Origin of the sequence: Roseibacillus persicicus, from assembly GCF_014651675.1 — a bacterium.
In the GTDB taxonomy this organism is placed as follows: Bacteria; Verrucomicrobiota; Verrucomicrobiia; order Verrucomicrobiales; family Akkermansiaceae; genus Roseibacillus; species Roseibacillus persicicus.
Genome location: NZ_BMXI01000008.1, coordinates 104559 through 119628 on the forward strand (window position 1 = coordinate 104559; position 15070 = coordinate 119628).

General features: G+C 53.6%; 14 protein-coding genes. 5 read left to right on the top strand and 9 right to left on the bottom strand.

Annotated features, from left to right (window positions below; translation table 11 throughout):
• Positions 1-3 precede the first annotated feature (3 nt).
• A complete protein-coding gene (locus tag IE099_RS10540; protein WP_189569890.1) occupies positions 4-519 on the bottom strand; it encodes a hypothetical protein in 516 nt (171 codons plus the stop codon).
• A 122-nt stretch (positions 520-641) separates the two neighbouring features.
• On the opposite strand from IE099_RS10540, the gene IE099_RS10545 reads away from it, so the two are divergent.
• From IE099_RS10545 to IE099_RS10555, 3 genes are all read left to right on the top strand, one after another.
• Positions 642-899 (top strand): hypothetical protein, encoded by a 258-nt coding sequence (locus IE099_RS10545; protein ID WP_189569891.1) that lies wholly within the window; start codon positions 642-644, stop codon positions 897-899.
• An 85-nt stretch (positions 900-984) separates the two neighbouring features.
• Positions 985-2787, top strand: coding sequence for a glycoside hydrolase family 2 TIM barrel-domain containing protein (locus IE099_RS10550; protein ID WP_189569892.1), 1803 nt, complete (start codon positions 985-987; stop codon positions 2785-2787).
• A 10-nt stretch (positions 2788-2797) separates the two neighbouring features.
• A complete protein-coding gene (locus tag IE099_RS10555) occupies positions 2798-3064 on the top strand; it encodes a hypothetical protein (protein WP_189569893.1) in 267 nt (88 codons plus the stop codon).
• Here the strand turns inward: IE099_RS10555 and IE099_RS10560 are convergent.
• Positions 3061-3633, bottom strand: coding sequence for an NADH-quinone oxidoreductase subunit C (locus IE099_RS10560; protein WP_189569894.1), 573 nt, complete (start codon positions 3631-3633; stop codon positions 3061-3063). The two genes, IE099_RS10555 and IE099_RS10560, sit on opposite strands and share 4 nt — an antisense overlap.
• Positions 3630-4175: an NADH-quinone oxidoreductase subunit NuoB gene (nuoB, locus tag IE099_RS10565; RefSeq protein WP_189569895.1), complete on the bottom strand. Its 546-nt coding sequence runs from the start codon at positions 4173-4175 to the stop codon at positions 3630-3632. Before nuoB ends, IE099_RS10560 begins: the two co-directional genes overlap by 4 nt.
• A gap of 299 nt (positions 4176-4474) precedes the next feature.
• On the opposite strand from nuoB, the gene IE099_RS10570 reads away from it, so the two are divergent.
• Positions 4475-4921 (top strand): DUF2383 domain-containing protein, encoded by a 447-nt coding sequence (locus tag IE099_RS10570; RefSeq protein WP_189569896.1) that lies wholly within the window; start codon positions 4475-4477, stop codon positions 4919-4921.
• 79 nt (positions 4922-5000) lie between these two features.
• On the opposite strand, the gene IE099_RS10575 is transcribed toward IE099_RS10570, so the two are convergent.
• On the bottom strand, positions 5001-6776 hold the full coding sequence (locus tag IE099_RS10575) for an SLC13 family permease (protein ID WP_189569897.1): 1776 nt from the start codon (positions 6774-6776) through the stop codon (positions 5001-5003).
• Between the two features lie 143 nt (positions 6777-6919).
• Between IE099_RS10575 and rph the strand changes: the two genes are divergently transcribed.
• Positions 6920-7699: a ribonuclease PH gene (gene rph / locus IE099_RS10580; RefSeq protein WP_189569898.1), complete on the top strand. Its 780-nt coding sequence runs from the start codon at positions 6920-6922 to the stop codon at positions 7697-7699.
• Between the two features lie 221 nt (positions 7700-7920).
• On the opposite strand, the gene IE099_RS10585 is transcribed toward rph, so the two are convergent.
• From IE099_RS10585 to IE099_RS10605, 5 genes are all read right to left on the bottom strand, one after another.
• Positions 7921-11055, bottom strand: a complete 3135-nt coding sequence (locus IE099_RS10585) for a type I restriction endonuclease subunit R (protein WP_189569899.1) — start codon at positions 11053-11055, stop codon at positions 7921-7923.
• 69 nt (positions 11056-11124) lie between these two features.
• On the bottom strand, positions 11125-12042 hold the full coding sequence (locus IE099_RS10590) for a hypothetical protein (protein ID WP_189569900.1): 918 nt from the start codon (positions 12040-12042) through the stop codon (positions 11125-11127).
• Positions 12043-12045: 3 nt separating this feature from the next.
• A complete protein-coding gene (locus tag IE099_RS10595) occupies positions 12046-12597 on the bottom strand; it encodes a DUF6932 family protein (protein WP_189569901.1) in 552 nt (183 codons plus the stop codon).
• A gap of 73 nt (positions 12598-12670) precedes the next feature.
• Positions 12671-13519, bottom strand: a complete 849-nt coding sequence (locus IE099_RS10600) for an HNH endonuclease (RefSeq protein ID WP_189569902.1) — start codon at positions 13517-13519, stop codon at positions 12671-12673.
• A complete protein-coding gene (locus IE099_RS10605; RefSeq protein WP_189569903.1) occupies positions 13503-15065 on the bottom strand; it encodes an AAA family ATPase in 1563 nt (520 codons plus the stop codon). The genes IE099_RS10600 and IE099_RS10605 overlap by 17 nt, the downstream gene beginning before the upstream one ends.
• Positions 15066-15070 lie beyond the last annotated feature (5 nt).

Here is a 15070-nt window from a genome sequence, read left to right on the forward strand (position 1 = left end):
TTTCTATTCGATTAGAGAATCCGCCTTCTTGCGAGCCTCGTCCGAGGCCTTTTCGCCCGTGAAGACGCCGATAATCTCGGACTTTCCCTTCTTCAGCGCAACCACGACCAACCGTGAGTGGGACTTCTCATGATTCTCAAGATCCTGAACCCACAGGCGATAAATAATAGCGAAAGGAGTGAAGACATTGCCCTTCAAAGTCCCACGCCATTCCACCACGTCGTTGGATTTAAAGGGGAAGCTCCCATTCGCCTTGTCCATTGTCTCGCGATAGAGGTCACTCGTCGTTTCACCATACCGGACATCCAACCAACTGCGCGCGTCACCGCTCCGATGCAGAAGTTCATAGCCACCGTAGCCTGGACATAAATGTTCGAAGTGGTCGATATCCGGGTCTTCCTCGAGTTCGGAATCCCGAATCACCGCCACCGACTTCAATTCGGTAGTCGAATAAAATGAGGTCGGCTTCTCACCCAACAGCTGGCTGACCAATAGGAGTAAAAGTAAGCACACTTTCATACCCACGAATCCATGCCTCATTTGCCGAACGACAGCAAGAAGCAGATGCACCGATCCCGGAGTTCCAAAATTCAAAAGAGCTTCTCATCGAAAACAAACGCCCATTCGACTAAGAAAGGGGAATGGAAATCCTCGCTCTCATCCCAGCCATTGCCGCTTCCATTTTCGCTGGTCGTTTTCTCTTTCGATTCTTCTTTGAGGATCAAGAGGACTTCAGTGAATGCCTCCGCTTCTCGCTCACCCCCGACCTTATCTCTCTCTTCAAAGGCCAACTCTTTGAGGACTTGGCGCGCTCGACCAAATTTGGACTCTATCTCCTCATGACCTTTCTTCCCGGACTCTTCACCTATCTCTTATTCGCCGGTCATCTCAGCAACTAAGGCAAACCGACACGCCCCATCCGTGCCGATAAAAACTTTCCCGTTTACCAGACAGATTTCTAATGTAATTTTCTGCAACCTCACCATGAAGATCCTTCTACCTTTTCTTATTTTCAGCACCTACCTGGTCTCAACCTCCTCGGCCGAAACCAAGATCAAGAAGACCTCATCGGGATGGCAAATGACCGTCGATGCAAAGCCCTTTTACATCAAAGGCTTCACCTGGTCCCACACTCCTGTAGGAAAAAAGTATGACTACAACCTCTTCGCCGAGAGCGAAGAAATTATCAAGGCTGCCCTCGAGCGCGACCTAAGCCTCATTCAGGCCGCGGGCGGAAACACCCTCCGACACGTCTACCCGGCCAAATGGATGAAGTTCATTCACGAGAACTACGGGCTCCACTTCATCGCCAACGATTATTGCGGCCGATACGGTCTCACTATCGATGGGGAATTCCTGCCTCAAACCAATTACTCCGATCCCAAGACCCGGGAACACATCAAGCAGACCTGGCGTGACCTCGTGATCACAAACCGCGAGGTGCCCGGCCTGCTCGCCTATGCCCTCGGAAACGAAAACAACTACGGGCTCGAATGGGTTTCGCAAGCGGTGGAAAATCTCCCCGAGGGAGAACGCCAATCAGCAAAAGCCCGCTATCTCTACTCGCTTTTCAACGAAATCGCCTTGGAAGTGAAAAAGCTCGACCCCAAGCATCCCGTGGGAATCGTCAACGGTGACCTCCAGTATCTGGACCTGATTGTCGAACTCTGCCCCGACATCGATTTCCTCGGAGTGAATGCCTATCGAGGAAAGGACTTCTCGGACCTATTCGAACAGGTGAAAACGAAATTGGGTAAACCAGTCATTCTCATGGAGACCGGTTGCGACGCCTACCACGCGGTGGAAAAGAAGGAGGACGAGCTCTCTCAGGCCCGCATGGTTCATGACAACTGGGTCGACCTCTACCGGCACACTTCTAACAACGGCGGAAGCGGCAACTGTCTCGGAGGGCTTCACTTCCAATGGGCAGACGAATGGTGGAAGACGGGTCAGGAATACGAGCTATCCAAACACAATACCAGCGGAAGCTGGCACCACGCGCGATACACTCACGATGCTGCCGCAGACCAGAACATGAATGAAGAATGGTTCGGCGTCTGCGCCATCAGTCCCAAGACTCACAATGGAGTCCACCTGATCCGGCCCCGCGCGGCCTACTTCGCCCTAACAAACCTCTGGAAGAAAAGTCCTTACGCTCTCAATCCGAAAGAAATCGAGAAGCTTGTCTTCCAATCCGAAGCTGTCTCCGAACAATCCCATGATAGCAAACTGAAATTCGAAACCTTACAATCCAATGCTAAGCAAAGTTTTCAGCCCCCGTCCAAAGTCAGTCTTCCTGCCTATGTCTATCAGGAGGGTGGGGGAGAGATGCTCTGGAGCCCATCGGGCCTAATGCCGGAAAAAAACTTTCTCAGTATCGACCCTAAATCTTTAGTTAAACCTCATCGCGGTGAACACTGTCTGGAAGTCCAATACAACTCCGGCGGTGATTGGTCGGGTCTTCAATGGCAGCATCCTGCTGGAGATTGGGAAAACAACAATCCGGGTGGTTACGACCTAACTGAAGCAAAGACCTTGAGCCTCTGGGCGCGTGGTCAGAAGGGCGGCGAACAAGTCACCCTCAATATGGGAGGGGCCCTAACCGGCAGATATCCCAACACGACTCAAGCCGACTTCGGTTCCATCAATCTAACAACCGAATGGAAGCAATTCACTTTCTCTCTGGACGGAAAAGACCTCCGTCGCATTAAAAACCCTCTGACGCTCGTCTTCAAAGGAAGCGGATTTCCCTATCGCGTCTTCCTAGATGACATCAAATTTGAGTAAAAGGATCCCTATGGACATCAAGAGCCCTTGCCTCCTCAAACTCAAAGGTCCGCTCTTTCTCATACTGGGATCGATTGCAGCAGCGATTCTTCTTCTCGAGTCGCCAAACCTTCAAACCCTCGCCCTTCTCCTAATCGTAATTTGGTCCTTTTCCCGATTCTATTATTTCGCCTTCTACGTTCTGCATCACTACGCCGATCCAGAATTCAAATACTCAGGCTTGTTGGACCTGACGCGCTACCTTGTTGGGAAAAGAAAGAATACGAGAACACGTTAGCTCTCGCCCTTCGCGCGTGGTTCGCTGGAGACACGATCACCACCGGGGCTGGTGACGAAAGGGCCACCTTCCATTGGGGCCACTCCAGTAGCGGCGACATCCGGCATGTCGGTTGGCTTGCCGGCGAGTGGAAATTCTTTCCGCAGGGGGAAGTAGGGATAGCCCTCCCACATCAGGATGCGACGCATATCCGGGTGACCATCAAAGGTGATGCCCATCATGTCGTAGACCTCACGCTCGTGCCAGTTGGCGCTTTTCCAAATATTCACCGCAGTCGGCACGCTGCCGCCTTCCTCCACCTTGGAGCGCACGCGAAGGTGCTTGGAATCATCGACGTTCGCCAACTCGTAAACCATCTCGAAGCGAGGCTCCTCTTGGTCGTGGTCGATGCTAGAGACATCGATCAGAAAGTCATAGCCCAGTGCGAACGCCTCTTTGAGAGCAGCTTCTAGAGAAGCCAACTCGACTACAACAGTAGTTTCGTTGCGAAATTCAACCGTCTCAAGGAGGGCCGTACCCAGCTTCTCACGGAGAGAATCAACGTCAGCGGAAATCAGTTCGGAATTCATGCTTCGACAGTTTTTTCTTCTTTGCTCTGATTGAAGATGGACTCGCCCTCAATCTTTTTCTGCAAGCGCATCAGGCCTTCCAAAAGAGCTTCGGGCCGGGGCGGGCAACCGGAGATGTAGACATCGACCGGGATAAGATTGTCGATTCCCTGGAGCACGGCATAGCTGCGATACATTCCGCCAGAAGAAGCACAGGCCCCCATCGCGATGCACCACTTGGGCTCAGGCATCTGATCCCAGATTCGCTTCACCGCTAGCGCCATTTTGTAAGTCACGGTTCCCGAGACAATCATCACATCAGATTGACGCGGCGAAAAGCGCATCACCTCCGCACCGAAACGGGAGATGTCGTAACGGGAAGCACCCGTCGCCATCAGCTCAATCGCACAGCAGGCGAGACCCATGGGCATCGGCCACAGGGAGTTCTTGCGCATCCAATTGACGGCAGAATCCACGCGGGTAAAGATGATGTTGCCCTCGATCTTGGAATCGTAGGCGGCATGCGCTTCGGCAGAATCTCCGGAAGTTTCGCTAGTGACCATAACTGCGGGCACTTTACCGCCCCGGAAGGGACTCACAAGCCCGACTTTGTGAAATTTTTCACAAAGTCTCCGCTTTTCTCTCCGTCAATCCTTGGCGGTTTCGCGCTCTGCTCCCATTTTTCCCCACATTCTGCAAGGAGCCCGCTTGCATTTCGAACGATCCGGGCCGCCGAAAAATGGGCAAAAGAACGCAGCTACAAGGCTCAGGGCTCTTTCCAGGTGCTGGCACAGTGCGAGCGACTCTTTCCCTGTCCCCCGGGGAGCAAGCCCGGAACTGAACTCCAACCCAACCAATATTTATGAAAACAACAGAAATGAAGGAAGAATGCATCGACGTCTGCAACGGTCTCCTGCGAAGCGAAATCTCAGCCGTCGAGACCTACGAAAAAGCACTGGAGAAATTCGATGAGGTCTCCGAAGTCACCCTTCTGACCGAGATGCGCAAAAGCCACCAGCAGAGCGTGCAACGCCTCAAGGCCAACGTGGTCTCCATGGGCGGCACCCCGTCCACCGACTCGGGGGCATGGGGAGCTTTTGCAAAAACCGTCCAGTCGGCCGCCGGACTCTTCGGCGAGAACGCGGCCATTACCGCCCTCATCCAGGGCGAAGAGCACGGAATCAACGACTACGAGTCCGCCTTGGAAAACGACGACGTGATGCCGGAGTGCAAAGAAATGATTCGCAACGAATTGCTACCGCGCGCCCAAACCAACAAAAGGACCCTCGAGTCCCTCCGCGATAGCTAGTGCGAAAGACTCTAACCGTATCGAGAAAGCCGACCCCTCGGGGTTGGCTTTTTCGTACCTGGCCCCCGAGAAATTCTCCCTAAAACGGCCAAAAAACCGGAATGAAAATCACCGCCGTAATCCAGAGCACCACATTCAAGGGCAGGCCCACTTTGACAAAATCCATGAAACGATAGCCCCCGGCGGTGAAGACATAGGTATTGGTCTGATAACCAATCGGGGTCGCGAAGCTCGCACTGGCCCCGAACATGATGGCGACCACAAAGGGCCGCGGATCCACTCCCATCCCGGCCGCAATCGAGATCGCAAGCGGCGTCATCAAGATGGCGACCGCGTTATTTGTAATGGTCTCGGTCAGGGTGGTAGCCAACAGATAGATCACCGCAAGGACTGCAATCGGACCGAAGGGACTCAACCAGGCCGCAGTCGACTCCGCCACGAGCCTCGCCGCCCCGGTATTTTCCATCGCTTGGCCGAGTCCTAACATTCCGAAGATAATAAAAAGAATGGGCCATTCCACACTGTCGTAGGCCTCGCGAGGATCAACACAACCCAAGACCATTGCCGCCACCGCCCCCACGATCGCCACCGACAGAATAGGCACCCCAAAGGCAGCAAGAATTACCACCGCCGCCACAATCGCAACAGCCAGTGGAGCCTTGTGCTGGCGAAAGGGCCTTTCGACCTCGCTATTGAGAAAGATGAGGTCCTCTTGCAAAGCCTGGAACCGCTCCAAGTTCGCCGCGGGAGCCTCGATGAGCAAGGCGTCGCCAAAGTTCAGAGTCATCTGCCCCAGCTCTTCTTCCCCAAGGTTCACCCCCTTGCGATGCAATGCCACCACCACCACCGCGTGCTGCTGAAGCAGGTGCAAGTCAGCAAGCTTCTTGCCAGCAAAGTTCGAGCGCGGCCCAATCATGGCCTCCGCAATTTTGACCCGACCGCCCTTTGCCGGATCACTGCCTTTCTCGAAACTCAAACCTCCCGACTCCGCAATCTGCGAGACTCCGCGCGAACTCGCCTTCAGCACGATGGTATCGCCCGCCATCAGGACCTCCTCACCCAGCGCGGCAGTATCGACCCGCTGCCCGGCACGCACCAGATAGAAGAGGCGGAAGGCCTTGTTCTTCCAAAGGTCCGTTTCCGCCAGAGCCTTTCCAATCAGAGGAGACTTGGCCGTCACTTTCGCGGTCGAAAGAAAGTCCCGCGCATCACCAGCCGGTAGCAAGGTCGCGAGCGTTGGGCGATCCGGCAGCAACCGCCGCCCCACCGTGAAGAGATATAGGGTGCCGATGATGGCGTAGATGAGACCCAATGGTGCAATCTCGAAGATCGAAAACGGCTTCATCCCGCTTTCCGCCGCCACTCCGGAAACCAAAATGTTCGTCGAAGTTCCGAAGAGCGTAATCGTGCCTCCCAATATCGCAAAAAACGAGAGTGGCATCAGTAGCCGCGAGGCCTTCACCTCACTGGATCTCGCAAAGCCAATCACGATGGGGAGAAACACCACCACCAGCGGGGTGTTATTGATACAAGCCGATAGAGGCAATACAATGAGGGCCAGGATCACCAGCGCGCGCAGCTCGCTCTTGCCCGCCAGTCTCTGGAACACCTGCGCCAACCAATTGATGATTCCCGTGCGAGTCAGCGAAGCACTCAGAATGAACATCGCCCCAATCGTCAATGGCGCACTGTTCTGAAAAACCGCCGCCACATCCTTGGCGCTCAACATCTGGCAAATGATGCAAAGGGCAAACGCAGCCAGCGAAACCAAGTCCGGCGACAACCACTCCTTTACAAAGAAAAGAAAAGTTAGCCCCAGAATGATAAAGACCGCGATTAACTGAAGAGACTCCATGTGCCGACCTGATGCTAGAACCCTTCCCGCCCGCTGTCGCTAGCATTCAATCGCACGGCGCATTTTTGTGCCGCTTTGGATTCGCCGGGATTGATGTGCCATTTTTCTGGCCAGTAGGACGACTTTCGGGAACAACCCTCTGCATGAACCGACCTGATGGACGCCAGAATGACGAGATGCGCGAATTGACCTTCACCCCCAACGTGGCCCCCCACGCCTCTGGGTCCGTGCTGGTTTCCTTTGGCAACACCCGCGTCATCTGCGCCGCCACCATCGAGGAATCCGTTCCCGGCTGGATGCGTTATCAAAAGGTCGAAGGTGGCTGGCTCACTGCCGAGTATTCCATGCTCCCATACTCCACCCACGACCGGAAGCGCCGCGACATCTCCAGTGGCAAGCTCGATGGCCGATCCTCGGAGATTCAACGTCTCATTGGCCGTTCCCTGCGTGCCGTGGTTGATTTGAAAAAGCTCGGCTCCCGCACCATCTGGCTCGACTGCGACGTCCTGCAAGCCGACGGCGGCACGCGCACCGCTTCCATCACCGGAGGCTGCGTCGCGATCTCCATCGCCATCAACAAGCTCATGTCCGCGGGCAAGCTCAACGACTTTCCGATGAAGAGTCTCATCGCCGCCATTTCCTGCGGGGTGTATGAAGACGAAGTGGTGCTCGACCTCAATTACCCCGAGGACAAAGCCGCTACCGTCGACTCCAATCTCGTGATGACCGAGAACCTCTCCTTCGTCGAAATGCAGATGTCCGGCGAAGAAGCGACCTTCACAGACGAGCAAATGGCGCAGATGATCGCCTTGGGCAAAAAAGGGGTGAGCGAAATCGTCGTCAAACAGCGTGAAGCGATCCTCGCTGCCGACAAAGCCGGACCAGCGGATCTGCAAGACCTCGCTGCGGCTTTCGGGCGGTAGGTTTTTTTGACGCAGAGGCGCGGAGGCGCAGAGAGGGTCGCGGAGGACGGGGCGTTGGTTTTTTCTGTTTTGGTTTTGGGACCAGGATGGATGGGATGGATGGGATTCAGAAATGGGCCAATGAGCCCGCTTTCAGACGGAGCGCGGGACTTTAGACCGCCCCAGAGCATCGTCCTGTGCCGACGACATTTGGATGCCGGCGTTCAGACAAACTGAGCGACCTACCCCGCCTTGTTGTAGATAGACTCTCCTTCGTCCGGATATTTCTCAAGAACGTGTTGAAAAAGCATCCCGCACTTTTGCTCAAAGAGCTCGGCCGTGTATTTTTCAGGAAGACCGGCATCGAGCATCTTCTCAATTTCAATCCGAACGGCAGCACGGGTGGTGCGCTTGTTGCGCCAGGCTAGCACTAGCAACTCCGTTTTGAGCTTCCCAAGGAGCTCCTTGCACACCTTTTTGATCGCCGCTGCTTCGCTTGGGTCCAATTCAGGGCCGGGACGAGTAAGGATGTCGAAGATGGCAAGCTGCTCTTCATTCACGTTTTCGCGTACATGCCGCTGCTCTTCTTCATTGAGGTCTTGGGACAGGTTCACCAATTCTTCAAAGAGCTGCTCGATGCTAAGGGCTCCGCTGTTGTATTGCTCGACCATCTTTTGGAAGCGGTCGAGGAAGTCGTAGCGACTGGCATTCAGTCGAATCATCTTGTCGAGCTTCCGCTCAATCAAGGCGCGGAGTTTTTGGGCTTCCGTGTTCTTGGTTTTGCTCTTCGCAAACTTCTTTTCCAAGACCCCAAAGTCAATGTTGCTAAGATCTACCACGGCGGCCTTCGCTCCCGCCACGACAGGAGAATCGGCCACAATACTCTCGTCAAGAACCTGAGAGATATCTGCCATCACCGCTGAAATATCGACCGGATCCCCCTGCGCTCGAATCGCCTTTGCCAGTTGATCAAGGACCTGACAAAGCGGAGCAAGAGTCGGAATAATGGGGTCCGGCATCACCGCCTTGTAGAGCCGCTGAATATCACGGTCATGTGCGAGGAACTCATCCTTAACGGGGTCGGTGCGCAAAAGCTGGTTCACAGCGGGGACAAAGTGTGCGACCGAATCGCGCACCAGGGCTTCCAAGTCGACATTTTGTTTCCGGCAAAAGTCTCGCCCTTGCACCAAAGCTATCCGTAGCGCTTCGATCAACTCCGTCTTGTCCTTCACCGGCAGTTCGCCGCCGCCGCTACCTGAACCGTAAATGGCGAGCGCCTTTTCCAATTCAGCAAAGACATTGGCGTAGTCCACGATAAGCCCATTCACCTTTTCGCCATGGACCCGATTGGCTCGGGCGATGGTTTGCATCAAGGTGTGTCCTCGCATCGGCTTATCGAGATAAAGAGTCGAACAACTCGGGGCATCAAATCCGGTGAGCCACATCGCGCAGACGAAGACGAGACGGAACTGGTCATCTGGATCCTTGAACTTGGTTTCCAAGTCTTCCTTCACCATCCGTTCGCGGTGGGGGAGAATGTCGAAGCCCTTGTCCTTCATTTCCGCAATCTCGTTCTGTCCCGAAGAGACCACCACCGCCATGTCGGTCTCTTGCAGATTGCGTAGGCGCTCGTTGAGTTGCCGGTGTTCGGGAAGCAGGGGACTTAGCGCCGCCATTCGAGTGATGACCCGCTCTTTCTCGGCCTCCCACTGCTCCCTCACTTTCTCGAACATCTTCAAGGTGGTTAGCTTGTCGATGGAGACCACCATGGCCTTGCCTTGATAGCCGCGATTGAGGAAGTGGTGCACGATATCCTTCGCCACCGCATCCAGCCGTTCTTCGCGCGTGATGAGGTGATAGCGTTGGCCGAGAACCTTCTTCAGCTTCTCCTCCTGCTCGTCATCGAGCGCGGCTTCGTCGATGACCTGATAGATTTCCTCGTTCAGCTCGGGGTTGGTGATCTCCAACTCAGGGGTACGATTCTCATAGTAGAGCGGGACCGTGGCGCCGTCTTCCACACTTTGCTTGAAGTCGTAGATGCTCACGTAGTCGCCAAAGACTTCACGCGTTCTCTCCTCGCCAGCAATCAGCGGCGTTCCAGTGAAGGCCACGAACTTCGCATTCGGCAAAGCGGTGCGCATGTTCATTGCCAGGGTGTCGTATTGACTGCGATGGGCCTCGTCGGTCAGTACGATGATGTCGTCGCGCTCGCTCAGCACCGGATGCAGCGTCCCTGGATCGGTGCGGAACTTGTGAATGAGGGTGAAGACATAGCGATGGTCTTCGCCGAGCAGCTTGCGCAAGTGGGTCGCACTCGTAGCCTGACACAGCTCACTCGCGGCTCCACAGGTGGAAAAGGTGCGGTAGATTTGGGTGTCCAGTTCTGTTCGGTCCGTGATGACCACAAAGGTCCAGTTCCCTGCCAGCTTGCGAAAGACCTTCTCGGCAAAGAAGACCATGGAGTAGCTCTTGCCGCTACCTTGTGTGTGCCAAAAGACCCCCACGCGACCATCCTCCGTGGTGCGGAGTGCTTCCACGGCTCGATTAACCCCAAGGAATTGGTGGTTGCGCGCCACCAACTTCCCGACTGCGCCCTTGTTCTCGGAAAAGCGAGTAAAGTTTTCCACCAAATCTAACAAGCGCGATTTCTCACACGTTCCCCGCAGCAAAGTCTTGAGCGAAATGTCGGGCACTTCTTCTTCCTCGGCCACTTTCTTCCAGTCTCCGAAGTGCTCCCACTCCGCCGTGAGGCTGCCGATCTTGCTTTGCACCCCATTGGAGACCAGCAGAAAGCCGTTGTAGTGAAAGAGCTGCGGAATGGCCCCCTTGTAGTCTGCCAGATTCTTGTCAAAGGCCTCCCGCACATTCACTCCCGGCTTCTTGAACTCAATCAGCACCAGCGGGAGCCCGTTCACAAAGCCAATCAAATCCGGTCGCCGCGTGTAGAGGTCACCGCTGATCCAGAACTGCGACACCAAGAGAAATTCATTCGCCGCCGCCTCGTCCCAATCAAAGACGCGCACCACCTCCATCCGTTGGCCACCCACCTCGCGGTCGGGGATAGTCACCTTCACGCCTCCACGCAGCAGCTTATCGATCTCGCGATTGCCTTCTACCAAACTCAGCGCCGAGCGGTCCCGCGTCAGTTCCTCCACCGCCGCATCCAGCGCCTCGGCGGGCAACTCTGGATTGAGCTTCTCCAGCACCGGCCGCAACCGCGCTACCAAGACCACCTCCCGCTTCGCCTCGCGTGCCAGACTACTCTTCCCCGAAGCCCACTCCCCAAACGCATTCACCGCCTCCCACCCCAACTCGTCCGCCATCAACTGAATGGCAGGCTGTTCGACGAGATGGTCTTCGGTGTAGGCGGACGACATAGATTGTTTTCACGTTTTATCCTATTTTCACGGTGCCGTGAAACACCACTTTTTCGTGAAAAAGAACGCCTAGGAAACCTCTGATAACCCTTTCAGGATGTAGGTCGTGCGCTTTCGGCCGTTACGGAATAGGACTGTAGTTTCCTCGAAGACGGCTTTGCACTGACGATCAAAGAACTCTCGATTGAGGTTCGCAACTTGTTCTGCTGATAGCTCGTCATCGATCTTCCCCGAGATTTTGTGAGCATCGTCAGTCATGAAGTCGAAGCGCCAAGACTCGAGAAGGACCCCTTTAAAAATGCCTGTTTTCTCAACAGTCTCCGGGTTTGAGATGGTTGAATTAACCCGCTCGAAGGCTTCACTCGCCTGAATTGGATTCATCGTGCAGCGATAGTCTCCGCTCTCCAATCGGAGGCCCGCTTTTCCTCTAGCAACCACTTCTAGAAAAGAGCGGAGATTTTGAATTACCCGTGGTGCAGTATCATTCAATTCCGCAGCAAAGTCTTCATCGCTTTCTGCGGCCGATTCAACCAAACGCGAAACATGAGAAAGGGTATCAGCAAGTTGGTCTTCCTCAAAGATTTCATCATTCTCGGCCTTGCTCAGTTCGAGACCGAAGGAGCCGCGTGGAAGGCCCGTCAGCAAGAGGCGAGAGTCAGCTTCACCAACCCGTCGCCCTCTGGAGCCTACCACTCCGTGATAACGGTCCGCATAATCTGCCATCACCATGCTTTGGAAGGGCTCCAAAACTCGCCCCGCAAAGGAAGCGTCAATTCCTTGCGATCCTTGCACTGGCTCACCCGAGAAAAAGAGAATGGTGCGGGCTTCCTTTCCGCCCAAAGGGATGGACTCGATCTGGGCCTTGAGCTCCTCTTCCCGTTCCGCGAAAGCTCCGGCCATCAGCGGGTGACCACCAGACAGCGCTTGCATTCGTCGCGTATCGACGAGCAAGGCGTTGAGCTTTTCGCGCTGGGTCCGTGAGGTCATTTCCTAGAGTTGCTGAAGTTTCTGAGCTGCCAAACTATCGTCCGAATCGGTATCGAGGTCAATTCTGAGCATTCCTTTCCAGACTCCTTGCCGATTGTGCGAAAAGAGCTGGGCCCAATAGCGAGACATCTCGACGGTGTTTGCGGGCTGGAAGCTGGCGTCCAAGGGGTAATGGTCCACCAAGTAATTTGCCTTGGAGAGCTGTGGGCTCCCGAATTCCGGAAACCGCTGAGCCAACCCTTGCTGAAAGGCGAGGTCATAGCCCCAATAGATCGTCACCAGATCCAAGTCATTGGGAGCCCGGCCTTCTTGAGTCTCGATATCTTCCAGAAAGCTTCCATCGAGCCACTGAAATCCCTGACGAAGTCCCTCGGTTCTCAGTCGTTCCCGGAACTTGAGAAAGCCATCTAGAATAGCCTTCCGTTCCGGGCTGGTGGCAAATTTGTCCACGAGCTCGACCGTGCTGCAGGGATACGGCGATAGATCCGAAAACTGAACCGGACTTCCCAGATGAGGCGGGAGAACGAGGTTGTGATCAAAGTCAGGAATAGCCATGTTTCAAGTGCTTAAGAAAACTTATCTATTTTTATAGTCGGTTGAAAGACTGAACATTCGGCCCTTCAGCTTTTTAATCGGGGATGTTTTCAAAGCCACCAGCGCAGAACCAAGAGTCTGTGGCTGCGGTATCGTATAAGACTGCTTGCCACGAATTAGGCCTCGTGATTCGCAATGAGCGCGCTCTTCCCTCCAAGTCTTGCCTGACAGCGTCACTACCCCCAACTTCAAACAGTTCCTTAAAGAGCGGCTTTTGACCCACTAACTCTCCGGCAGCGTGATCAGAATATAATTGGCTCAGAGCTAGAGTCTTAAAATGGTAATTAGCTCTCTCGAACTTCGCTGCATCCCAATCGTGGGGTCTCTGGACATCGAATAACACCCCTACAGGATCACTTTGCACCATCTCTGCTCTTAGCCAAAAACCATCATCGAAGTCGTCATAGTAGGGGTGGAAGGTCTCAGTTTCACGGGAATTCGGATAGACTGCGCGCTTGTTGAAGTTGCAGTCCTTGCAGGACGGAACAAGATTTAAGGGGGTTACAACAAGAGAGGAATGCCGAGATTCAGGCAGATAGTGATCTAACGTAGACGCATCTCGCTGCCCACATAGTGGACATCTCCGCTGAGGAGAAGATATCAATATTTTATCGTATACAGAGCGCCCCGGCGCTCCACTCTTAGCCATTCGATTGGTATAAACCTTAAGAATCTCTTTCTTTGAAACTCCTTCAATGTCTTCTGACGCCGATATCAGGTGCAATTTTCCTAGGGTTGCTTCGGCGTCGTATTCATCTGAAGCTCTCTCAACCGAGTCTTTTAGAGCTGACAATTTCCTCTTCAAGGCAACATTTCGAACTTTGCTAATACAAAGCTCGTAGGTCGTCCCAGCATCATGAGTGGGTTTAGGAAGACTCCTCATTCTCAGCCTCCTTTCTTAAGAACATCACACGCAGAATGGCTCTAGCTTCGGCGCCAAGAGCCCCACCGAACTTTCGCACTGCCTGTTGATAGGATGATGAATCTCGAGCTGCTTCTCGAAGCAATCGGTGGAAGCCCGCATCCGTCACCTCAAAACCGAAGACCTCCCTCGTCAGTATTCCTACGTTTTCTCCAAAGGTTTGGCATTCTAGCCTTTCTGCTTTGGCGGCGTGTCCTGAACGTTGGAGTTTCCAAACGCAATCTTGTGGGACTTCCTGAAGAACTACGGGTGAATGCGTCGCTATTATCGCTACTCCATTCCGATCCGTGAGGAGATTCGAAAGCGCACGAATAAATGCAGACAAAAGAGGTGGGTGAAGATGTCCTTCCGGTTCATCGAGTAAAACTAAGGTCATCTCTTCCACGGATTCAACTAGTCGAGTAATAGACAAGAGAACAATCTGATGTCCCGAACTTAGTTTTTTGAAGACCGCCTTAGCCTCCTCTTGATGTTCTTTTCTTGTAAGTTTCCCAATAAAACCTGTGATGCTGGCTGTTGCAAAAATAGGATCGCTCTCGAGTGTAATTAAAGCTGAGCGCCATCTGTTTGCTCTTGATCCAATTGAACATTCGATTGCGCTATTTACGAACTCGGTTGCCAAGCTTGCGGGGCTCTTCGTGCCAAGAGATTTGCCATCAATTTTTCTGATTCGTCGCAAACCTATATATGAGAACTCCACCTCACCATTTTTTTCAAGCTCGTCAGGGGCCAAAGCAAAACCGTCAAAGGCGCTAAAGCAAACTGAAACCAGATTTGAGAAGGGAGCGTCGGTTCGCGAAGCGCGAGATAGCAGAGTTGCGAACTGCCCAGAACGCGCGGCAATGGAACGCTTTGCGACCAATGACTTAGTCATCAAGTTTAGCGTGTGTGTCTTGCCAACGCCATTGCGTCCAATGATCACGTGAATATTTGATGGTGGAGATGACTCTGGTTCCACTTCAAACGTCATCTTGACTTCAGCACTTCCATGAGCCTCTCTCTTCGGTGCCGTGTAGCTAAAATTGAATTTGGTTAGACGGGCTCCTCCTTGGGTAATACGATGAAACTGCCCTTCGATTTCTGTTCTGCTGACGGAACGAAGAAGCGAAACTTTTGTTACTCGTTCCTTGGCGGCTCGTTGCCAAAGAGTAAGGTCAGCGGCGACATCATTCATTGAGGAAAGGAATGATTTTCGAAAGGATTCACCTATTTTGTTTAGGTTGTCATAGTACTCGTCGTCTTGCCCCAGCGAAAAGTAGAGCTCTTCAAGAGCAGCGAAGTTTGCAGGAATATCAGGTCGGCTCAGACTACCCATCTGGAACTTGCCAATTTTTACTGAGCCTATCCGTTGTCTCTCCTCCAGCTCATCATAAAAGTAGGCTGTATACATTGTATTGAAGGTGAACCAGTCGTCCCAGCCGTGCTCAACGAGAACAACAAGGTTAGGAGCCGCCTCGATGTCGCTGAAGCTTTCTACTACTTTGAACTGTAATTCTTGGGCGGGCATATCAC